This window comes from Prochlorococcus marinus str. GP2, from assembly GCF_000759885.1.
GTDB lineage: Bacteria > Cyanobacteriota > Cyanobacteriia > PCC-6307 > Cyanobiaceae > Prochlorococcus_A > Prochlorococcus_A marinus_J.
The window spans coordinates 215,943-238,645 of sequence record NZ_JNAH01000004.1 but is presented as its reverse complement, the minus strand read 5'-3'; the positions used below and the strand labels follow the sequence as shown (position 1 = coordinate 238,645).

At 28.5% G+C, this 22,703-nt stretch carries 17 protein-coding genes; 4 read left to right on the top strand and 13 right to left on the bottom strand.

All coding sequences use genetic code 11. The features are described 5' to 3' along the window. Positions 1-212 precede the first annotated feature (212 nt). Together EU91_RS04135 and EU91_RS04140 are read right to left on the bottom strand one after the other, a co-directional pair. Entirely contained in the window at positions 213-1,043 is an 831-nt protein-coding gene (locus tag EU91_RS04135; RefSeq protein WP_032524453.1) for an ATP adenylyltransferase, read from the bottom strand. 48 nt (positions 1,044-1,091) lie between these two features. Further along, the gene (locus tag EU91_RS04140; protein WP_011376479.1) at positions 1,092-1,475 is read right to left on the bottom strand and encodes a DUF2237 family protein; all 384 of its coding nucleotides are present in this window, start codon (positions 1,473-1,475) and stop codon (positions 1,092-1,094) included. 99 nt (positions 1,476-1,574) lie between these two features. On the opposite strand from EU91_RS04140, the gene EU91_RS04145 reads away from it, so the two are divergent. Then, positions 1,575-1,793, top strand: a complete 219-nt coding sequence (locus tag EU91_RS04145; protein ID WP_032524452.1) for a hypothetical protein — start codon at positions 1,575-1,577, stop codon at positions 1,791-1,793. Between the two features lie 9 nt (positions 1,794-1,802). Here the strand turns inward: EU91_RS04145 and metH are convergent, their stop codons facing one another. Continuing rightward, positions 1,803-5,369 (bottom strand): methionine synthase, encoded by a 3,567-nt coding sequence (gene metH / locus EU91_RS04150; RefSeq protein WP_032524451.1) that lies wholly within the window; start codon positions 5,367-5,369, stop codon positions 1,803-1,805. A gap of 18 nt (positions 5,370-5,387) precedes the next feature. Next, positions 5,388-6,302, bottom strand: coding sequence for a branched-chain amino acid transaminase (locus EU91_RS04155; protein WP_032524450.1), 915 nt, complete (start codon positions 6,300-6,302; stop codon positions 5,388-5,390). Between the two features lie 72 nt (positions 6,303-6,374). Here EU91_RS04155 and cobN point away from each other — a divergent pair, with 72 nt between their 5' ends. Further along, positions 6,375-10,112 (top strand): cobaltochelatase subunit CobN, encoded by a 3,738-nt coding sequence (cobN, locus tag EU91_RS04160; protein WP_032524449.1) that lies wholly within the window; start codon positions 6,375-6,377, stop codon positions 10,110-10,112. Position 10,113: 1 nt separating this feature from the next. On the opposite strand, the gene EU91_RS04165 is transcribed toward cobN, so the two are convergent. From EU91_RS04165 to EU91_RS04180, 4 genes are all read right to left on the bottom strand, one after another. After that, complete coding sequence (locus EU91_RS04165) at positions 10,114-10,761, bottom strand: PHP domain-containing protein (RefSeq protein ID WP_032524448.1); 648 nt, start codon at positions 10,759-10,761, stop codon at positions 10,114-10,116. After that, positions 10,754-11,320 carry a protoporphyrinogen oxidase HemJ gene (hemJ, locus tag EU91_RS04170; RefSeq protein ID WP_032524447.1) on the bottom strand — a complete coding sequence of 189 codons (567 nt, stop codon included), beginning with the start codon at positions 11,318-11,320 and terminating at the stop codon, positions 10,754-10,756. Before hemJ ends, EU91_RS04165 begins: the two co-directional genes overlap by 8 nt. An 88-nt stretch (positions 11,321-11,408) precedes the next feature. Next, entirely contained in the window at positions 11,409-13,367 is a 1,959-nt protein-coding gene (uvrC, locus tag EU91_RS04175) for an excinuclease ABC subunit UvrC (RefSeq protein WP_032524446.1), read from the bottom strand. Positions 13,368-13,376: 9 nt separating this feature from the next. Continuing rightward, positions 13,377-13,865, bottom strand: coding sequence for a flavin reductase family protein (locus tag EU91_RS04180; protein ID WP_032524445.1), 489 nt, complete (start codon positions 13,863-13,865; stop codon positions 13,377-13,379). A 59-nt stretch (positions 13,866-13,924) separates the two neighbouring features. Between EU91_RS04180 and coaD the strand changes: the two genes are divergently transcribed. Further along, positions 13,925-14,398 carry a pantetheine-phosphate adenylyltransferase gene (coaD, locus tag EU91_RS04185; protein ID WP_025961160.1) on the top strand — a complete coding sequence of 158 codons (474 nt, stop codon included), beginning with the start codon at positions 13,925-13,927 and terminating at the stop codon, positions 14,396-14,398. 8 nt (positions 14,399-14,406) lie between these two features. Here coaD and EU91_RS04190 read toward each other — a convergent pair whose 3' ends face one another. The 4 genes from EU91_RS04190 to dapF are packed head-to-tail and all read right to left on the bottom strand — an operon-like array spanning position 14,407 to position 18,293. After that, the gene (locus EU91_RS04190) at positions 14,407-15,627 is read right to left on the bottom strand and encodes a D-alanyl-D-alanine carboxypeptidase (RefSeq protein ID WP_032524547.1); all 1,221 of its coding nucleotides are present in this window, start codon (positions 15,625-15,627) and stop codon (positions 14,407-14,409) included. Positions 15,628-15,634: 7 nt separating this feature from the next. Beyond that, positions 15,635-16,261: a DUF1995 family protein gene (locus EU91_RS04195; RefSeq protein WP_032524444.1), complete on the bottom strand. Its 627-nt coding sequence runs from the start codon at positions 16,259-16,261 to the stop codon at positions 15,635-15,637. After that, positions 16,261-17,433 (bottom strand): cysteine desulfurase family protein, encoded by a 1,173-nt coding sequence (locus EU91_RS04200; protein ID WP_032524443.1) that lies wholly within the window; start codon positions 17,431-17,433, stop codon positions 16,261-16,263. Before EU91_RS04200 ends, EU91_RS04195 begins: the two co-directional genes overlap by 1 nt. Then, a complete protein-coding gene (dapF, locus tag EU91_RS04205; RefSeq protein WP_032524442.1) occupies positions 17,433-18,293 on the bottom strand; it encodes a diaminopimelate epimerase in 861 nt (286 codons plus the stop codon). The genes EU91_RS04200 and dapF overlap by 1 nt, the downstream gene beginning before the upstream one ends. 107 nt (positions 18,294-18,400) lie before the next feature. Here dapF and leuS point away from each other — a divergent pair, with 107 nt between their 5' ends. Continuing rightward, the gene (leuS, locus tag EU91_RS04210; protein WP_032524441.1) at positions 18,401-20,971 is read left to right on the top strand and encodes a leucine--tRNA ligase; all 2,571 of its coding nucleotides are present in this window, start codon (positions 18,401-18,403) and stop codon (positions 20,969-20,971) included. Here the strand turns inward: leuS and EU91_RS04215 are convergent. Next, positions 20,968-22,551, bottom strand: coding sequence for a glucose-6-phosphate isomerase (locus EU91_RS04215; protein ID WP_032524440.1), 1,584 nt, complete (start codon positions 22,549-22,551; stop codon positions 20,968-20,970). The two genes, leuS and EU91_RS04215, sit on opposite strands and share 4 nt — an antisense overlap. Positions 22,552-22,703: the final 152 nt, after the last annotated feature.

Sequence of the window (22,703 nt, the reverse complement as noted above, 5' to 3'; positions counted from 1 at the left end):
TTAAGTATCTATTTATAATTAAAATAAAAATGTTTAATTGTTATTTCAAGTCATCTAAAGAAAAAAAGAGTTTTTATCAAAATAAGAAATTAGAAATGCTCAATTACATTAAGGATTCACTTGAACGTAAAATAGCCTCTGTAACAGCATCTATAGAAGTTCTAGAAAACCAAATAAGCAGGGATAAGGATGTGGAAGTAACTAACTAATATTCAAACGAAACTTTCTAGAAGTTTTTCAGGGCCAAATTTCTTTAAATATGTGATATTTGAATTTTCAGTTACTAATAGATATCCTGCAAATCCTAAACCGTTAATACTGAAACCATGAATATGATCATTTTTTCTCTTTATGATAGCGATCCATTCATTAGTTATTAAAATATTGTAAGGATATATCGGTTTCTTATCATTAACAGGGTCCCCAAGTCCTAATTTCTTGCATAATTCTAAGTAAAATTCAAAAAGACATGATGGATTTTCTAAAAAATTAAATTTGGATACAATAATATTTTTTTTAAGCTTACTATCTATATCTTGATATGAGTTCATCTCTAAAAACCACTTTTCTCTAGGGCATGATACCTCACCTTTAGATCTACGCAGAAGTTGAAAATGCCTGTGAGGTTGACTTGCTCCCGCAATTGGAGAACTATTGAAAAACCATAATCCACTAGTATCTTTATTAACTTGTTGGATCGCTTTCCAATCTTTGATATCTAACCATCCATTTTGAGGTTTCCATTCATTTGTAATAAGTAAAATATGACCTTTTTGTACAGGGTACTTATTTAATATAAGTTGATGATAATCACCAATTTTATCAATTTCTAGTATCTTTTCCCATGGACAAAATGGGTTTTGCTTAGGACCATAAATTTTTTTTTTATTAAATTTTGAAGTATCGAGTTTCCTAATTATGAAGTCGTCTTTTTCATATAAATCTCTTGTAATAATATCAGTTTTGAGAGGATATAATGATTCATCATCAATTGATAATCGAGTTTGTTCTAGTGCTTTTTTCCAATATATTTCTAAACTCATTTAAAAAAAATCATCATAATCATTTTAAAAAAAAAAATAAACTTGTAATTACTTTTTATTAAATTGATATTCTTTCAATTTTTCCAGAGGTACTGATTCTAAGACTACAATATTTGTTGATTCTAATATGACTTTTGGTGCAAGACCGTCTAATAATGCTTGCTTCCACCTATCTAGACAAATACACCAATGATCACCATCCTTTAGCCCTGGGAATGAATAAATAGGCATGGGAGTTATTAAATCATTACCTTGTGATTTACTATATTTCAGGAAATTATCATCCATTACACAACATATGGAATGATTCCCTCCATCATTTTTGTCATAGTTGCAAAATCCATCTCTGAACCACCCTGTCATAGGTGCGCAACTACAAATCTCAATTTTTTCTCCTAAGACATTTAACTGATTTTGATTATTTATGGTCATAGATTTTTTTAATAATAATAAAACACCAACATTTCTTTAAAAAAGGTTGACGAGTATGGGGGGTAAGGAGGTAATAATTCTAATAAGGTTTTTTTCATTATGGATTGGGACTTTACTGAAAACATTGCATTTAAAGCTCTTTATGAAGCTTTTAAAGATAGTGATGAAACTTCCGCATTAGAATTTTTATCTAGTGATGGTGCTTCATATTATCTTGAGTTAACACAGGATGCCGCGGGAGAGGGACTTGATCTGGGTGATAATGAAACGATGGAAGAATTGCAGGAAGAAATTATTGAATATTTAGAAAAGAACTAAAAATTTAGCTTAAGCGCTGAAATATTTAGCTTTTGAGTGTAGTGAAATGATAGCTGTAGTACTTTGTTCTGGGTGAAGTTGTTCAGATTCATCCATGGTCAAGTTTATTCTTTTTGCATCCAACAATGATAATTGTATGTTTGAATCAGATACTTTTGGACATGCAGGATAACCAAAAGAATATCTAGCACCTCTATATTTTTGAGCTAGTATTTCTCTATTTTTGTCTGGTTCTTCAGTCCTAAAACCACATTCAATGCGAATTAATGCATGGACATACTCAGCCAGAGCTTCTGCTAATTGAACTGTAAGTCCATGAAATATTAAATAATCGCTATATCTATCTTCTTTAAATAATTTTTGAGAATATTCACTAGCAATATCCCCCATCGTAACTGCCTGCATAGGAAATATATCTATCGGTTTATCATTTTTTAAATCACAATAGAAATCAGATATGCATAAATTATTCCCAGATTTTTGTCTTGGAAAATTAAATTGGGAAATTTTATTTAATGATTTATCATCAAATAATAAGATGCTATTATCTTTTCTCCCGCATCTGAAATATCCATATACTGCTTTGGGTGAGATAAGTTTTTTTTCTATAATTGTATCTAACCATTTATCTAACATTGGTTTAGCGTATGAATCCAAATAGTTATTGTATTCATCTACGCTTTGGTTTTTTCCTTTTTTTATTTGCCATTGTCCGCTAAAAAGAGCCTTTCTATCTAAATAAAAAATTAACTTATTTAAATCTATATCATCGTCTTTCAAGACTTTCGTTCCCAAGAAAGGAGCTTGAATTGGTTCTTCTTCATTTATAAATTTAGATCTTGTAAAATTTTCTTTTAAATTTAATTTAGAAGTCTCTTTATCTATAGGTATTGATTTTTTAACAGCTTGAGAGTTGGATTTTGATGAGGCTAAATTAATATTTATCCCCTCATTGTTAATGAACCCCTCTGTATTTGACCAATTACCCTTTTTTTTATTATCCATATATTCATTCATAAATTTAAGATCAGTGAACGCATCTTTTCCGTACAATATTTTCCCCTTATATATTTTGCTGCAGTCCTCATTTACAAATTTTGGGGTTAAGGCTGCGCCTCCTAATATTACTGGTACAGTAATATCTTCATTATTAAAGGCCTCTAAATTATCTTTCATAAAAGCAGTTGATTTAACAAGTAATCCGCTCATAGCGATGCAATCTGCATTGTGCTTCTTTTGTGCATCTATAATTGCCGAAACATCTTGCTTTATTCCAAGATTTATAACGTCATAACCATTATTTGTAAGTATTATATCAACCAAATTTTTTCCGATATCATGAACATCGCCTTTGACAGTTGCAATTAAGAGTTTTCCATTTGATATGTTTTCATCTACAGTTTCCATATATGGTTCTAAAATTGAAACAGCAAATTTCATTGTTTCTGCTGATTGGAGTACAAATGGCAATTGCATTTGACCTGAACCAAATAAATCTCCTACAACTTTCATCCCATCAAGTAAAAAAGTATTAATTATTTCAAGAGGTTTATATTTTTTTAAAGCTTTATTTAATTGATCCTCTAAACCTATTTTTTCTCCATCAATAATATGGTTTTTTAGACTTTCTTCCAGAGTTAGGTTTTTATTTTCTATAGATGCTTTTTTAAAATCTTGAATAGATAAATCTTGAAAAGCCTTTGTTAATTCTACTAATGGATCATAAATACAAATATCATCTTCAAATTCTCTTTTGTCATATATCAAATCTAAGCAAAGCTTTTTAGTTTCTTCAGAAATTTTTGATAATGGCAAAATTTTATTTGGTGCGATGATAGCAGAATCCAATCCTGCTTTAATGCATTCATCTAAAAATATTGAATTTAGATTAATTCTTGATAATGGTGAAAGACCAAAACTAATGTTTGATATCCCCAGTATGATGTGAATATCTGGGAAATTTTCACGAATTTTTGATATAGCAGTAATTGTTTCTTTAGCGTTTAATCTATCTTCTTCTATCCCAGTAGATATTGGCAGAGCTAATGGATCAAAAAATAGCTCATAATCTGACAAGCCACATTCTCTAGTTCTATTAAGCGCTCGTTTTACAATGTTATATTTTTTATCTGCATTCCTTGCCATTCCATCTTCATCAATAGTTCCTACAACAAGACCTGAACCATACCCTAAGGCTAAATTTAGTACTTGATCAAATCTTTCATTGCCATCTTCGTAATTGGTTGAATTTATAATACATTTACCACCAGCTGACTTTAATCCACTTTCCATTTTGTCAGCATCTGTAGAGTCAATCATTAATGGCAAATTTATATTGGTGACTAGTCTTGAAGTTATTTCTTTCATATCTTTCACTCCGTCTCTCCCCACATAATCAACATTCACATCAAGAACGTGTGCATTTTCTTTTTGTTGTTGCTTGGCAATTGAAACTAGTCCATCCCAATCGTCGTTATTTAATAACTCCCTTACCTTTTTAGATCCACTTGCATTTAATCTTTCTCCTACAATCAAAATAGAATTGTCTTGTTTGTACGGTACAGAATTATATATTGATGATGCAGAAGGAATATAACTACTTAAATTGTTATTACCAAGTTTGTTAGACCTTTCGTCATAAGTAATTTCATCGATTATTGAAGAAAGATATTTAATATGTTCAGGTGTTGTTCCACAACATCCACCTATTAATTGAACTTTAAAGTCATATATAAAATTCATTAACTGCATCTTCAATTCTATTGGCTTTAATCTGTAGTGAGCAACACCACCAATATTTTCAGGAAGTCCTGCATTGGGAATACAGCTAATAGCGAAAGGAGAATTTTCAGATAAATATTTAATATGTTCTTTCATTTGTTCTGGACCAGTTGCACAATTCAGTCCAAGGATATCTATGTTAAATGGTTCTAATATTGTTAATGCAGAGGCGATGTCAGATCCAACAAGCATAGTACCTGTTGTTTCCATTGTTATTGAAACCATTATAGGTATATCTATATTTTTACTATCAAGTACTTCTTTAGAAGCTAATAAGGCAGATTTAATTTGTAATACATCTTGACAAGTTTCAATTAAAAGAAGATCAACTCCTCCATCTGTAAGACCATATATTTGTTCTTTATATGATTGCTTTAATTCATCAAAATGTATATGCCCTAACGTGGGTAATTTAGTAGTTGGTCCAATTGAGCCAGCAACAAACCTTGGCTTATCTACTGATGCATATTTGGCAGCAGCCTTTTTGGCTATTAATGCAGCATTTTTATTTATCTCATAGGCCTTATCCGCAATATCATATTCATCAAGAACTATTGATGAGGCTCCAAAAGTATTAGTTTCTATAACATGACAACCAGCTGCTAAGAATGAATTATGAACCTTTTCAACGACCTTTGGTGAGGATAAAACAAGGTTTTCATTACAACCCTCTAATTCTTTTCCTCCAAAGTCGTCGGCAGTAAGATTTAAGTTCTGAAAAGATGTTCCAGTACCTCCGTCAAAAATTATTAATGGCTTTTCATCTCTATTTAAATAGGTTCTGAAAGATTCCATTTTTAGTTAAAAATTAATTTATTTTAGAGAAATTCTTGTTACCCAATTATCATAGTCTTGAGAACGACCTTCTGTTATTTCTATAAGCTTACTTTTTAATTTATTCATTATTGGTCTTTCACCATTTAATTCACTTGATTCAATTTTTTTAACTGGTGTAATTTTTGCTGCTGTACCAGTTAAAAAAACTTCATCTGCTATTAATAATTCTGTTTTATCAACAGGCCTTTCAATTACATTTATTCCAAAAGATTTTGCTAATTCAATTACACTTGCTCTAGTAATCCCTTCAAGGATATCTTGATCCACACCAGGAGTGATTAAGTCTCCATTTCTTACAATAAATAAATTCATACCACTAGCTTCGCTTACCTTACCACTTGAATTTAATAACAAGGCTTCATCAAAACCCGATAAACTAGCTTCTGTTTTAGCTAAAGAACTAGTAATATAAGCCCCACTTATTTTTCCTCTTAATGGGAGAGATCTATCTTCTTGTCTAGTCCAACTACTCATTCTACAAGAAACTCCATCTGGGGATAGATAATCTCCTAGTTCAATACAATACATAAAGAAATCTGTTTCAATATTGTGTAACCTTGGAGCTATACCTAAATCGCTTGTATATACGAATGGTCTAATATAAATAGGCTTTTCTGGCTTATTTCTTTTTATAACTTCCTCTATGGCTTTAAAAATATATTCTTCAGAAATATCAGTTAAGAGTAATTTTGCACTTTGAGATAATCTTTTTATGTGTTTATCAGTTCTAAATAAAAGGAATTCTTCTTTATTTGTAGGGTTAGGTATCGCTCGCATTCCTCCAAATGCAGCGGTACCATAATGTAGTGCATGAGTAGCTATAGATATTTTTGCTTCTTTAAATGGAATACATTTACCTTCGAACCAGGCGTATGGAAGAAATTCATGCATATTCAATTTATTTAATTAAGGTAAACTTGTTTTATCCTACTTACGTATTCTAAACCTTATTTATATATAAAAATGCACAGGATATTAAATATAGCAGGAAATGAAAAGAATAAGGATGATTTTATTGAGCAACCAGCGGCAGATTTTATTTTTATAACAAGTGTCAAAGCTGATTTAAATCTCATATCAAACTTATTGTTAGAAAAGGAATTTGCTTCATTAAAAAATAATATAAGAGCTTTAGAAATTTCTAATTTAAATTCCTCAGCTCAAATAGATAATTATTTATTAAAAACAATTAATTATGCAAAAGTTGTCATACTAAGAATTTTTGGAGATAAAGGTACATGGAACTATGGAATTGAACAACTTTTAAATTGGCAAGCAGTCAATAAAAAAAGGAAGTTAGTAATCCTATCAGGTACCGTTGATCAGGAAGTTTCCTTAAGTGAAATAAGTAGTATAGATAAAAATATTGCATTAAATATTTCTAGATTACTTCGGTCGGGAGGAATGGACAATTATAGAAAATTTCTTAATTGTTTAAATTATCTAAAGTTAAATGAAACATTAATTCCTGATGAGTTTTTGAATATTAGTTTTTATGCAGATCCTTATTTATATGATTGGAAAATTGAAGAAGGCGAAAAGATAGGAATAATATCCTATAAATCACTTTTTTTGGCTAATGAAATTGAAGTAAACGAAAAACTTAACTTGCAGTTACGAAGATGCGGACTATCGCCTAAAACGTTATTTATTTCCACACTAAAAGATCATATTATTCAAAAGAAATTAATAGATATTTTTAAAAAGGAAGATATTAAATTAATAATTACCACAACTTCATTTTCTTCATCTCAAATCAAAAATAACGAATTAATTGAAAATTCTACAAATATTTTTACTTCTCTTAAAATTCCAATTTTGCAGCTTCTCTCTTCAAATAGATCAAGAAAAAAATGGTTAGATTCATCCATTGGAATGAATTCATCTGATTTATTAATGCAAATAATTATTCCTGAATTTGATGGAAGGATTACTACCTGTCCTTCAGCATTTAAAGAAATAATTTCTGAAAAAAATACTCTCTACAGTGAAATAAGCAGTTACAAAGCTGATCAAGTAGGTATTAAATGGATTTCAAAATTCGCAACAAATTATGTGAAACTTCAAAAACTTAATAATTTTGATAAAAAAATTTGTTTAATAATAAGTAATTATCCAGTAAAGAATGGAAGAATCGGTAATGGTGTTGGTCTTAATACACCATCTTCGATAATTAATATTCTTAACTGGTTAAAAGAAGAAGGTTATGATCTTGGATCTTGTAATTATCCTCAAGATTCTTCGGAATTAATGTCAATACTTATAAAAACTAGAACTAATGATCTTGAATCTCAAAATAATAAACCATTAGATTACTTACCACTTCGTGAATATTTAAAGTATTGGAATTATTTAGAACTTGAACCAAAAAATATTATTGTTAACCGTTGGGGCAAACCATCAGATGCGATCGATCTTGATAATGAAGGCTTCTCAATAAATGGTATTAGATTTGGAAAAATAACATTATTGATTCAACCTCAACGAGGTTATGACGCTTTCACTGATAGAGATATTCATTCTCCCGATCTTCCACCTCCCCACAGATATTTAGCACAATATTTTTGGATTGAAAAAGTTTTTAACGCAAATGCAATTTGCCATATTGGTAAACATGGTACTGTTGAATGGTTACCTGGCAAATCTATAGGTCTCAGTAATAAATGTTTTCCAAATATTATTTGTCCAGCAATACCAAATATATATCCATTTATCGTAAATGATCCTGGAGAAGGATCCCAAGCTAAAAGAAGAACTGCAGCAACAATTATTGATCATTTAACCCCTCCTTTGGATAGGTCAGAATTATATGGAAAATATTCAATATTAGAAAATTATTTAGACGAATATTTTGAAGCAAAATTATTAGATTCTAATCGGATTGATTTTATAGAAAAATCCATTTTTGAATTAATTAAAAAAGATTTTAACGAAATCACTTTTAATAATAAAAATAATCAAATTGAAGAGATTGATTCTTTTCTTTGCAAAATTAAAGAATCTCAAATTAGGACAGGTTTGCATATTTTTGGTAAAAGGCAGAATGACATTAATGAAATAAATTTATTCTTGTGTATCGCTAGAGTGCCAAATGCCAATCGAATTGGGATTGTTCAATATATAGCAAAACATTTAAAACTAGATTTGGATCCTTGGACAAACAACTATAATCAAAAGTTTAGTGAAAAGGATAAAAAAATATTATTGACTTTTTCCAACAAAAACATTTTAAATTTTAGAATGGCTATTGATTTTTTGGAACAACAAGCAAAGTATTTAATATATTTGTTTTTTTACAAAAAGAATACCAATATAAATAATTTAGAAAAATATAAAAATCAGAAAATAATAGACTATTTTTTTAATGAAAAACAACATAATAAGTATTTTTTATTATTAAAAAAAGAGATTCTATATCCAATCATTAATTCTTCATATAATGAGAGATTATCATTTATTAATTCATTAAATGGACAATATGTAAAAAGTGGTCCATCTGGAGCTCCTACGAGAGGTAAAACTGAAGCTTTACCCACTGGTAAGAATTTCTTTTCAATTGATTCGAGAGGACTGCCAACTGAATCAGCATGGTGTGTTGGTTGTCAATCCGCTTCACAAATACTTGATTTATACAAACAAGATAATGGAGAAGATTTAAAAAATATAGCAATATCTGTATGGGCAACATCCACAATGAGAAATGGTGGTGAAGACATTTGTCAAATACTATATTTATTAGGAGTAAAGCCTATTTGGGATGGGCCTTCAAGAAGAGTAGTAGATCTAGAAATCATTCCTTTATCTGTTCTCGAAAGACCAAGGGTTGATGTTACTTTAAGGATTTCGGGAATGTTTAGAGATGCATTTCCACAGTTAGTTAAATTAACTTCTAAAGCAATAAATCTTGTTTCTAATCTTAATGAGGATGATAAATTTAACCCTCTTGCTGGGGCATCAAGGGATGGTGATTCAATTAATCGTATATTTGGGTCAGCGCCAGGTTCATATGGAGCTGGTCTGCAAGAACTAATTTCAAATTCTAATTGGGAAAATATTGATGATTTTGGAGAATCTTTTCTTAATTGGAGTAAGTGGATTTACAGTGATAATCTTGAACCTATAGAGGATAAAAAATCATTAGAAAATGCACTTAAAAATGTGCAGTTAGTTGTTCATAACCAAGATAATAAGGAACATGATATTTTAGATTCTGATGATTATTATCAGTTTCAGGGTGGATTATCTTCAGCAGTAAAAAAATTGAGCGGTAAATTACCTGAAATGTATCATGGTGATTTATCAAAATTTGGATTATCTAAAATTTCAAAATTACAAGATGAAATTAATACAGTTGTTATATCAAGAATACTTAACCCTAAATGGATAAATGGAATGAAGGATAATGGTTATAAAGGAGCGTTTGAATTTTCAGCTACACTAGATTACTTATATGCTTTTGATGCTTCTACTGAAGTAGTCTCAGATTGGTGTTATGAGGAAGTTTATAAATCATGGTTATGTGATATAGATCTTAGGAATTTCTTTCTAGAGAATAATCCATGGGCTTTAAGAGATATTGCACAAAGATTACTTGAAATTGTCAATAGAAAAATGTGGAATAATTGTTCATTAGATGTCATTGAAAATTTAAAGAACATAATTATTAATACTGATTCAATAATTGAAAAAAACGAATTCTGAATTATCTACCTAATAACGAAAGTCCATGACTATCTGTTCCGCATGTTTTTAGCATTGAATATTTATCTGCTAATTTATCTATTTCTGAACAAACAAATAAACTAGGATTCCATACTTCATTAAGTTCATAATCGTACCAAACCTCTATTCCATCAATACCTTGTATTTTGGCCTCTGGAATTAATTTATTAAAGGGAATCCTGTATCTCGCTGGGTGTGCAAGAAATGATAAACCACCAGCTAAATTTATTGCTTTAATAACTGATTTAATATTTAAATCATTACCTATTGGAGACTCTCCAAGGATGTAGGGATTTAGGTATTTACTTTTTATATCTATTCCCAATCCAATTACATGTACTAAACATCCCAGAATCAAACAATTAATTTCTATTCCCGAAATTAATGTAAAAGAATCTTTAGGATATTTTTTGAGTATATTATTTTTTTTTATATATTCATGAGCTTTAATTGTATGATGATCGGTTATTGATAAAAATTTCAAGTTATTTTTATAAGCTTGTTCTAAAAGTTCATATGGTTCTAAACTTCCATCACTAAATTTTGTATGACAGTGAAAATTAATATTTTTAGGACAACTATTTTTATTGATATTGGAAGTTAATTTTACTAAGTCTTCCCTATTCATTACTTAATGAATTCTCATTTTTCTTTCTAATCTTTGCATATAATTGTATTGAAGCCAATATGAAAATAATTAGTCCAACTACGCTCCATGTAGCAACACTAGTTGGAAAATTATTTTTAAAAATAACTAAAAGTACAATTATAAATAATAATAAAGTAGGCAATTCATTTAATAATCTAAGGTTTTTTGCTGAAATGGTTGAAGTACCATTTTGTAATGAATACATTATTTTGTAACAGTAAGAATGATAAATTACTAATCCTAAAACAAAAGAAATTTTAATTTGTAACCACTTCTCACTTAACCAACTTGGTTGCATAATAACCATACATATAGCCATACTTAAAGCTAATATCATCCCAGGTGTTGTGATTATATTCGCCAGCCTTTTTTCCATCAAGGTGTATTGTTTATTAAAGGCAATTTTTAATTCATTATCCATATTTTTAGATTCTTCATGATATATGAAAAGTCTTACTAAATAAAAAAGGCCCGCAAACCAAACGATTACACCAATAATGTGAAGTGATTTAAACCAGAGATATGCTTCAGCTGCCAAATTACTAGATTAATTTAAAAATATATATTTTTAATATAGTTATATTTAACAGTATCAATAAATCTATTTTTCAAAAATTAATTAATATTTATAACTCGTTAAAATATTCATATATATCATTTACTGAATTTTTTCCAAGTCCTTTAACTTTTGATAAATCCTCTTTACTAGCTATTCTTATCGCGTCTATTGATTTAAAATGCTCAAGCAATTCTCTTATTCTTGATGGTCCTAATCCACTGATTTGGGACAATTGAGATCTATTCATTCTCTTAGATCTTTTGTCTCTATGAAAAGATAATGCAAATCTATGTGCTTCATCTCTTACCCTTCTTAATAGAAGAACTCCTTTTTGATTTTCGTCAGTATCAAGAGACTTAGTAAAGCCTGGAATAAATATTTCTTCATGTTTTTTTGCTAATGAACATATAGTTACTTCTTCTTCAAGATTTAATTCTTTTAATGCTTTAATAGCTGCATTTAACTGTCCTTTTCCTCCATCAATCATTATTAAATCAGGCCAATCTGATAGAAGTTCATTGTCTAATTTACTATTCGTTTTATCATTTAATATTGAAAAATCCCCTCCGTTTTCTTTAAATCTTGACCATTTTTTAAACCTTCTATGTATTACTTCATATATCGAAGCAAAATCATCACTATGTCCTACAACAATGTTTGGATCTTTAATTTTATATTTCCTATAATGCTGTTTAGAAGGAATCCCATCAATAAAAACGACTTGTGATGCTACAGGGTCACTACCTTGAATATGGCTTATATCATAACCTTCAATTCTTTTAGGTTGTTCGCTTAATTCAAGTATTTGGGCAAGATCCTCAATTGATGATTCATTATCTTGTATCCCATTTATTATTCTATCTAATTCCAATTTCGCATTTTTTAAAACCATTTCTACAGTTTCATGTTTTTTATTTCTTTTTGGGATTAAGATTTTTACTTTCTTTTTTCTTAGATCCGTTAACCAATCCTCTATGGTTGCTTGTTTTGGAAGGTTATATTGAATAAGAATTTCTGATGGTATTTCTACAGCTTCAACATTCATATAATGCTCTTCTAATATCTTTTGTAGAATTAGATTTTCATCTTCATTATTTAATTTTTGACTATAGCCAATTCTCCCAATGAGCTTACCAGATCTCATTTGGAAAATTTGTATACTAGCTACATTTTTTTCTGAAACTATTCCAAAGATATCTCTATTAATTGAAGAATCTGGTATTGATATTTTTTGTGATTCAGTTAATAATTTTAAACCTGAAATTTGGTCCCTTATTTTTGCTGCATTCTCATAGTCTAAATCATTTGAAAATTGCTGCATTTTTTTTTGTAAAAATATTTCTAAGTCATCATTTCTTCCCTGAAATATCATAGATACTTGTTTCATTATTTTTTTATAATCGTCAGATGATATAACTTCTTGGCAGACACCTGGACATCTTCCTATTGAATAATTCAAACAAGTTCTATCTTTATAGACTGGCCTTGGTCTTTGTCTAAGTGGAAATATTTTTTTTATCGTAAATAATGTTCTCCTTAATAATCCGACATCAACATAAGGTCCATAATATCTATCTAAATTATTTCTATTTCTTCTTCTTCTTGTAATAAATATTCGAGGATATTTTTCACTCCAAGTTATACAAAGATATGGATATTTCTTATCATCCTTTAAAAGAATATTAAAGTATGGTTTGTTTGTTTTAATTAAATTTGACTCTAAATTTAATGCTTCATATTCGCTATCTGTGACTATTATTTCTATTTCAGTTATTTGACGAACCATCAAACTTAATCTGGGCGTTAAATCTGAATAATTATTGAAATAACTACTTACTCTACTACGTAGTTTTTTAGATTTACCGATATAAAGTAAATTACTATCAATATCTTTAAAAAGATAACAACCAGATGACTTTGGAATTTCGGATAACCTTGATTTTAATAACTCCTTATTATTAATTAATTTATATTCAATTTTAAAATTATATTTGTTATCTATTTTTTCAATAGAGGAATTACTCATTTATAATAATTACCCTCCATAATTCCAGCCAGTTGAAGATAAATTTAGAGAGTCAACATCATTATTCAGATAAGCAGATTCAACCTCTCCTACAAAAACGGTATGGTCTCCATGCATAACACTTCCAACAACATTACATTCAACTCCACCAACACTATCAACTAAAATGGGCAATCCAAGCTCACCTAAATTAAATTCAACAGATTCAAATCTACCTCCTAATGCTTTTTGAGGTTTAAAGAAAACAGCAGCTAGATCCTTTTGATCACTTTTGAGCACATTTAAAGAGAACTTATTGGTGGACTTTATTATTTCATGACTAGAACCCTCTGCTCTAACAGCCATTACAACTAATGGTGGGGAGAAGGAACCTTGAGTCACCCAACTTGCAGTAAATCCATTCACCTCATTTTTATCCTCGTCTCTAACACCACAAATAAATAATCCGTGAGGTATTTTTCTTAATAAGATTTTTTTTGCTTCTAGATTTAATGTCATAATTGATTTATCTAATAATCCTATTTTAACTAAATTTCTTATTCGATCATAATAAATTCATGAAAATTCTTTATCCAGGTACATTTGATCCTTTAACAAATGGCCATCTTGATTTAATAGAAAGGGCTGAAAAAATATTTGGCAATCTTGTAGTTGCTGTTTTAGAAAATACTTCTAAAACTCCAACTTTTAATCTTGAAAGAAGAATAATACAAATAAAAAATTCTCTTTCTCATTTACCTAATATTGAAGTTATTTCTTATTCTGGACTAACTGTGGATTGTGCAAATGATCTAAAAGCTAATCTTATTCTTAGAGGCTTAAGAGCAATGAGTGATTTTGAGTATGAACTTCAGATTGCTCATACAAATAAATCTCTTAATAATGATATTGAAACTATATTTTTATCCACAAATACAAATTATAGTTTTCTTAGTAGTTCTTTAGTTAAAGAAGTTGCAAAATTTGGTGGTGAAATTAATCACATGGTACCTCCATCTGTTGAGAGGGATTTAAAAGAATATTTTAAATAATATTTTTATTAACAAGATTTCAAGTAATAAAGATCACGTAATAATTTAAATGCTTTTTCTTTATCAATTTTATTAGAATTTTGGATAATGCTTATAATTATTGGCTTTTCATTTTTATATAAAAAGCCAGATAATGCAAAGACATTTGAAAGAGTCCCAGTTTTCCCAAAAAACTTTCCAGATAATTCACTATTTACAAATCTTTTAGCTAATGTTCCTCTTACTCCCGTAATTGAAAGTGTAGATTGATAAGCTTGAAAATTATTAGAATATCTCATTTTATTTAAAAACAATACAACTAACTTTGTTGTAATTCTATTTTTTCGAGACAATCCACTAGCATCTGCAAAGTAAGCATTAGTTACTGGGAGGCCTTTATTTTCAAGCCATCTTTTCAATTTTATATAGTCATTATCGTTCCATGTATTTGAGGCATTTTTAAAGAGTGATTCAGCTGTAAAATTATGGCTTTCAGAATTTGTAAGAGTTAATAATGAAAGAATTGGAGTTGAATATATTTTACTTATCTCTGTAATATCTTTTAAATAAAATGTTTTTTCTGAATCTAAAAAATCTATATTTACTTTTGAATTAGGAAATTTACTTTTTAAATAGTTTTTAATAAAATTTTTTAAAGCATAAATATCTTCATATTTATTGTGATTACTTTCAATAGCTAGAGATGTAATTGGAGATCCATATTCGTAAAGTTTATCAGTATTTGTCCAACCACTAGGCCAATTTAATTTTGAATCAATTTCTACAATATTAAAATTAATATTTTTATTTGCTTTAATATTTGAAATTAGTTTGATTATATCTTCATAGTTCAGATCTGGATCCCCTTGACCGAGCAAATAATAATTGTTTTTATTTTTTTTTAATAAAAAGGTCTTTAAATTTTTATTTAATTTATACTTACTTAAAACATAAGCTGATGAGAATAATTTTTGATTTGATGCTGGTAATCTTGGAACTTCATCATTATAGGAACTAATTATTGTTCCGTTATTATTGATAATTGATACACTAAAAGAATCATCTAGCGTTTGATTCAATAAAGCATCATAAGTAGGACATTTTTTATTTTTAGTAATTATTCCAGGGAAATTAAAATAAATACTATTTAAAATATTTATTTTCTGATTTGTTAGTAAATATCTTATTAAGAATGGAGATGTTACTAATACAAGAACAATTAAGAAAAATGAATAAATTTTTTTTATCACATTCAATCTATAAATTTATAAAAATAGATTCATTGTCGGGTTTAATTTCAAATTCTTTTTTAAAAAAATATTTTTTGTTTTCTTCTTTGAAAAGCAACCAGTTATTTGGATAAATATGCATAAGAGCAGCTTTATTTAGAGGCTGAAGAAAATAAATATTTTTCCAAGTTTTGACAAAGTTTTTACGTCTCTCTCTAATAACACTTCCTATACCAATATTAGCATCTTCAAATTTAGGATTTAATGAATAATGCTTTCCTTGATAATTATCGGACATAGGTTCAAATGAATCAAAATCATAAGGCTGAGGAAGTATCGATATCATTACACTATCAATATTATTTATATTATTTGATTCATTAAATGATTTAAAAGTAAAGATTTTATCTTTGATATCTGGATAGTCTCTTTGAGCCAAAGCCACAGCACCTTGATCAGCAAATGTTATGAATACATTATTATTTTTAGCTAATATCTTGTAAATAGTTATTCCAATTCTGTTAAATTTCAATCCTTCAAAATTAAATTCTATAGTAAATCTTTTATTTGAATCTAATAAACTTGGACTAATTGCATCCTCCATATTCTTAAGAGATTCATTTAAATCTTTAGGTAGTCTGTAATTTGTTTCCATTAAAATTTGTCAATACATATTTGAATAAGTTCTAAAAATTTATCTATTTCTGACTTATTGTTTATTGAACCTAAAGTAACACGAATATTGGAATATAGTTCATCATCTTTTAAACCAATATTTTTAAGTGTTGAGCTCGGTTTCCCAGATGAGCTTGAACAAGCACTTCCACTACTTATGGCTATTCTATTTTCTGACATGAAATTAACAACCTTATAGGCTCTTATAGGATCGAATAGCTTATTTAAAAGTAGAAACGAAATATGATTTGGAAGCCTATGGTTAATACTGCCCGTAATCTTTATATGATTATTATCCTTAATTTTTTGAAAAAAATAATTTTTAAGTTTATTAATGTTATTAGAAGGAAATTCTGTTTTGTGATCATATGATTTTATTTTTCCTTTAATATTCTTTAATGATTCATACATTCCAGCAATTAATGGCAAAGCTTGTGTACCTTGTCTAATTGAATATTCCTGGGTAAGTGATATGTCTTTATTTTTTAAAATCATTCGAGACTTTTCTTTCGTTAAAAGAATGCCGATACCTTTTGGCCCTCCAAATTTATGAGCAGACAAACTTAAAAAATCACATTTAAGATCTTTCCAACTGAATATTCCATTACTTAATATTTGAGTTCCATCTAAATGAACCATTATATTTAATTCTTCACATTTGGAACCTATAAATTGAACTGGTTGAATTGTCCCAATTTCACTTTGTCCCCAAATAATTGATACAAGCTTAGTATCATTGGTTAAAATTTTATCTATATTAGCAATATTTAAAATTCCATCATTATTTACCTTCCATTCGTAAATATCCCAATTTTGTTTTTTTAATTTATTAGCACAAATAGTTGTTGCTTGATGTTCAACATTTGAAATGACAACTCTACCATTTTTAAATTTCTCATAAATATTATTAAACACAATATTTGTTGATTCCGAAGAGCCAGATGTAAAAATTATATCCTCTGGTTCTGCTTCAAATATATAAGCAATTCTAGATCTAATTTTTTCAAGATATGTAGAGCATTTTACCCCTAGCTCGTATGTTGATGAAGGGTTATGCCAGTAATTCTTATAAGTTGAATTTATTATATTTAAAACATTCTCAGATAATGGAGTCGTAGATGCATTATCTAAATATATAAAATTATTTTCCATTAATTTATTAAAATTGATCCCGAGAAAACCTTTTTAGCATTCCCGGTCATCATGACTTCAGAATCGTCTTTTGACCAATCTATTTTAAGTTTACCTCCTGGCAAAGAAACAATTGTCAACGAATTGCAAAGGCCTAGTTTATAGGCTGCTACATGAATAGCACAAGCTCCTGTCCCACAGGCTAAGGTTGGACCTGCTCCTCTTTCCCATACTTTTACCTTGATATTATCTCTATTTAGGATTTGACAAAAATGAACATTAGTTTTTTCTGGAAATAATTCATTATTTTCAAATATTGGCCCAAGTGTAGAAAAAGCAATGGAATCTAAATCTTGTACAAAGAATATTAAATGAGGATTTCCCATCCCTACTGCATAACCTTTATTATTAAAATTTTTCTCAACAAATTCGTGTGAAGGAATTGAATTGATTTTTTTTTCAATTGTTGTTGGAATATTTTTACTTTCTAAAATTGGAACTCCCATTTTTACTGTAATTTCATCATTTATATATTTTGCTATTTTTAAACCTGCTTTAGTCTCAATTTTATATTCTATATTTTTATTATTCATTGAATCATTTACGTGGAGATACTCAACTAAACACCTAATTCCGTTTCCACACATTTGTGCTTCAGAACCATCAGAATTAAAGATTATCATTTTTGCATAATTATCTTCATTAGGTTCTTCTATAAAAATCACACCATCTGCTCCAATACCAAATTGCCTGTTGCAAATTTGTTTTATATCAAATATTTTATTTGTCTTGTAATTTTTATATAAATCATTTCCTCTAGAATCAATTACTACGAAATCATTTCCGTTACCTTGATATTTTTCAAAAGTTATATTTTTCATTTGTAGATAATATATTTTAAATTCTAATTATAAATTATTCCTTTTAACAATCTATTTCTATTTTATACAATGGATATTAAAATAATAATTTAATAAATAAAAATTAAGTGATTTCTTCCGATAAACAATATGAGACTGATACCAATTTATATAATCCATCTGAAATAGAAAAAAAATGGCAGTCAATATGGACAGAAAACAATTTATACAAAACCGAAGAATTAACTGAGAATAGCGATAAATTTTATGCCTTATCAATGTTTCCCTACCCTTCAGGTAATCTTCATATGGGACATGTTAGGAATTATGTTATTACAGACTTAATAGCTCGGTTCCAAAGGTTTAATGGCAAATCTGTTTTACATCCAATGGGTTGGGACGCTTTTGGTTTGCCTGCTGAGAATGCAGCGATTGAAAGAGGAATTAGTCCAAGTGTCTGGACTAAAAAAAATATTTCTCATATGAAGTCACAATTAAAGCTTTTGGGACTATCAGTTGATTGGGATAGAGAATTTGCAACTTGTGATGAAAATTATTATGTTTGGACACAATATCTATTTTTAGAGTTAAACAAGGCAGGTCTTGTATATCAAAAGGAATCTGAAGTTAATTGGGATCCTATAGATAATACAGTTTTAGCGAATGAACAAGTTGACTCAGAAGGTAAATCTTGGAGATCTGGGGCACTAGTTGAAAAAAAATTATTAAAGCAATGGTTTTTAAGGATTACTAATTATGCGGATGAGTTATTGAAGGATTTAGAAAAATTAGATAACTGGCCAGAAAGAGTAAAAATAATGCAAGATAATTGGATTGGAAAGTCAATTGGTACAAATATTAATTTCAATATCAAAACCAATCCAGAAAAGAAAATAACTGTATTTACAACAAGGCCAGATACTTTATTTGGAGTTACTTATTTAGCAATTTCTGTTAATCATTCATTAATTAAAAATATTTCTGATCAAGAAACCATACATGATATAGAAAATCTTAAACTATATTTGAAAAATAATAAAAATAATGAACTTGAAAAAATTGGAATAAAAACTAGTTTAGTAGCAATAAATCCAGTTAATTCTGAACCTATTCCTATTTGGGTGGCAAGTTATGTTCTCGATGAATACGGTACAGGAGCTGTTATGGGCGTGCCTGCTCATGATCTAAGAGACTTTGAATTTGCTAAGAAAAATAATATTGATATTAAACAGGTAATAATAAAGGATAAAAATGAACAAACTAAAGAACTTGATGAAGCTTATGTGGAAAATGGAAATCTTATTAATTCAAATCAATACAATGGTATAGCAAATACTATTGCTAAATTAAAAATTTCAGAGGAGGGCGTAAATAATGGATGGGCCGAAAATAAGATTCAATATCGTTTAAGAGATTGGTTAATATCTAGACAAAGATATTGGGGATGTCCTATTCCTATCGTTAATTGCAAAAAATGTGGATCTGTTCCTTTAAACCAATCAGAATTACCTGTTGCATTACCAAAAGATATAGATATCTCGGCTAACAAGATTAATGCTTTAGGTGATAATAATAATTGGATAAATACAACATGTCCAAAATGTGGAATAGCGGCAAAAAAAGAAACTGATACTATGGATACTTTTATGTGTTCATCATGGTATTTTTTAAGATATCCATCTTCCAAATGTTCAAATAAGCCATTTGAAAAGGTTGAAATTAATAAGTGGTTACCTGTAGATCAATATGTTGGAGGAGTAGAGCATGCAATATTGCATTTGTTATATGCAAGATTTTTCACTAAAGCTTTGCGGGATAATAAACTATTTGAAATTGATGAACCATTTAAAAAACTATTAACGCAAGGAATGGTTCAGGCTGCAGCTTATAAAAACAATAAAACTGGTAAATATGTTTCTCCTTCCGATATTAATGACCTATCAAATCCTACAGATCCAATTGACAATTCTAAACTTGAAGTTCTTTTCGAGAAGATGTCTAAGTCAAAATATAATGGAATAGACCCTGAATCAGTAATTAAAAAATATGGAGCAGATACAGCAAGAATGTTTATATTATTTAAAGCCCCTCCAGAAAAAGATTTGGAATGGGGAGATGCAGATGTTGAAGGACAATTTAGATTTTTAAGCAGGATATGGAAGCTATATATAAATTATGCAAAAGATATAAATAGTAAAAGTGAATCCTATCCAGATAAAGAAAAATTATTAATAAAGTCAATGAACATAGCTATTAAAGAAATTTCAAATGACATATTAAATAACCAATTTAATACTGCGATTTCAGAACTAATGAAGTTTTATAATTCATTATCAAACTCCATTAATGACATAAACAATAACTTAAAAAAAGAAGTTTTAAAAACATTTTGCATTTTGTTGGCTCCATTTGCACCTCATATTTCAGAGGAAATATGGCATATTATAGGATTTAAAAATTCTGTGCATTTAGAACACTGGCCAACCTTTAATGCCGATGCATTAAAGGAAGATTCATATGAACTAGTGATACAAGTGAATGGTAAAGTTAGAGACAAAGTAAATATTGATAATGATATAAATGAAGATCAAATAAAAGAATTAACTCTTAAAAGACCTAATATATTAAAGTGGACTCAAGATAAGGAAATAAGAAAAATAATTATTGTTAAAGGAAAAATTATTAATATTGTTGTTTAAGAATTCTTTTTTTGAATAACCAAGGAATTTGGATTTGACCAATCGCCCTTAACTAAATAATTATCATTGCCGAAACACATTTCACGTAGTATGAAAAAGATAGCTTCATTCACTGAATTATCAAATAATGATGTTATGTCATTTATAGAATATTCTGCTCCTTCGTCTAATAAATTACTTACTTTTTGTTGATACTCAATAATATTTGCGGCGGCTTTTTTTCCAGCTTCAACTCCAGGTTGATCATATGCATTTATATTTACCAATTCAGCATAGAAGGAAACAGCCCTCTCAAATAAAGCGATTAAGGCACCTAGTGAAAAACAATTTAATTTTTCTAACGTGATAGTGATACTTTGTCTGTTTTCACTAGAGAGTGCTGATCTGGTTCCTTGCAAAAAACCAGAAAGATATTCTTTCGGATTTTCTTTTTCATCAAAAATATTAGTAGATGGAGAATCTAATAATTCAATAAAAATACAAAAGAAATTATCAATACCATCTCTCAGTTGCTGAACATAAGCGTGTTGATCTGTAGATCCTTTATTACCAAAAACGGAAATACCTTGATTAACTACTTCACCATTTCTATTAAATTTCTTACCTAATGATTCCATTACTAATTGCTGGAGATATTTACTAAATACTTGTAACCTATCTCTATAAGGTAATACGACCATATCTCTCTTTCCAACACCATCCCCAGTTAAATACCATGCGGATGATAATAATGCTGCAGGATTATTTTTAAAATCACTTATACGTGTAGCTTCATCCATTAATGATGCGCCACTAATAAATTCAAATATATTTTCATTAATAAGAGCTAATGGAAGTAATCCCACAGAGCTTGTAATACTTGTTCTTCCTCCAACCCAATCTTGTAAATTAAATATTTTTAACCAATTTTCAGAAGTGGCTTTATTAAATAACTTACTATCCTTCATAGTTATAGCTATGGCATTAGAATTCCATTCAAGAGAATTATTTTCGCAATGACTTTTAATAATTTCCATAGCGATTCTAGGTTCAGGGGTACCTCCTGATTTGCTTACTACTACAAACAATGTTGTGGATAATTTTTCAGTTAACTCTTCTAACTTTTCGCTAATTAAAAAAGGATCAACATTATCTATATAAGAAAAATTTAAGCCTTTAGAGCATTTCTGCAGTGACTCTGTAATAAGTAATGGTCCTAAACCACTTCCACCAATTCCTATCCATAGAACATCAGTATAGTTTTGATTATTCTTATTCTTAATATCTCCATTTAAAATTTGTTTTCCAAATTCAGAGATTTCATTAATATCTGAGCTAATTTCCTCTTCTATTTTTGAAGAGGGTGAAATTGATGGGTTTCTAAGCCAATAATGTCCAACTTGTCTATTTTCATCAATATTTGAGATTGCTCCATTTTCTAATTCTTTTATTGATGAAAAAACATCTATAAATTTATCTTCTAAGTATTTTATGTCTTTATTTGTGAAATTAATTTTGCTTATGTCTAACCAAATATTTAGTTTTTTCTCAAACCAAAGATAATTACAAAATTTATCCCAAGAGTTTAAATCTCCATTCATTTTATATATTTGTTTCTTTTATTTATTATTTAATTATATCTATACGGATACTACATAGATTTGAATCATTTAAATTTGTTTAAATTTTTATCTTTAAATAAATATGTTTTTGAATATAAACAATTTAAAAAGAGGGTTTTTTTTATTTCATA

Excerpts from the sequence above, each read along its gene's own strand:
- EU91_RS04135 (WP_032524453.1), bottom strand. The coding sequence starts at position 1,043 with ATGAGTTTAGAAATATATTGGAAAAAAGCACTAGAACAAACTCGATTA.
- EU91_RS04140 (WP_011376479.1), bottom strand. The coding sequence starts at position 1,475 with ATGACCATAAATAATCAAAATCAGTTAAATGTCTTAGGAGAAAAAATT.
- EU91_RS04145 (WP_032524452.1), top strand. The coding sequence starts at position 1,575 with ATGGATTGGGACTTTACTGAAAACATTGCATTTAAAGCTCTTTATGAA.
- metH (WP_032524451.1), bottom strand. The coding sequence starts at position 5,369 with ATGGAATCTTTCAGAACCTATTTAAATAGAGATGAAAAGCCATTAATA.
- EU91_RS04155 (WP_032524450.1), bottom strand. The coding sequence starts at position 6,302 with ATGCATGAATTTCTTCCATACGCCTGGTTCGAAGGTAAATGTATTCCA.
- cobN (WP_032524449.1), top strand. The coding sequence starts at position 6,375 with ATGCACAGGATATTAAATATAGCAGGAAATGAAAAGAATAAGGATGAT.
- EU91_RS04165 (WP_032524448.1), bottom strand. The coding sequence starts at position 10,761 with ATGAATAGGGAAGACTTAGTAAAATTAACTTCCAATATCAATAAAAAT.
- uvrC (WP_032524446.1), bottom strand. The coding sequence starts at position 13,367 with ATGAGTAATTCCTCTATTGAAAAAATAGATAACAAATATAATTTTAAA.
- EU91_RS04180 (WP_032524445.1), bottom strand. The coding sequence starts at position 13,865 with ATGACATTAAATCTAGAAGCAAAAAAAATCTTATTAAGAAAAATACCT.
- coaD (WP_025961160.1), top strand. The coding sequence starts at position 13,925 with ATGAAAATTCTTTATCCAGGTACATTTGATCCTTTAACAAATGGCCAT.
- EU91_RS04195 (WP_032524444.1), bottom strand. The coding sequence starts at position 16,261 with ATGGAAACAAATTACAGACTACCTAAAGATTTAAATGAATCTCTTAAG.
- EU91_RS04200 (WP_032524443.1), bottom strand. The coding sequence starts at position 17,433 with ATGGAAAATAATTTTATATATTTAGATAATGCATCTACGACTCCATTA.
- dapF (WP_032524442.1), bottom strand. The coding sequence starts at position 18,293 with ATGAAAAATATAACTTTTGAAAAATATCAAGGTAACGGAAATGATTTC.
- EU91_RS04215 (WP_032524440.1), bottom strand. The coding sequence starts at position 22,551 with ATGAATGGAGATTTAAACTCTTGGGATAAATTTTGTAATTATCTTTGG.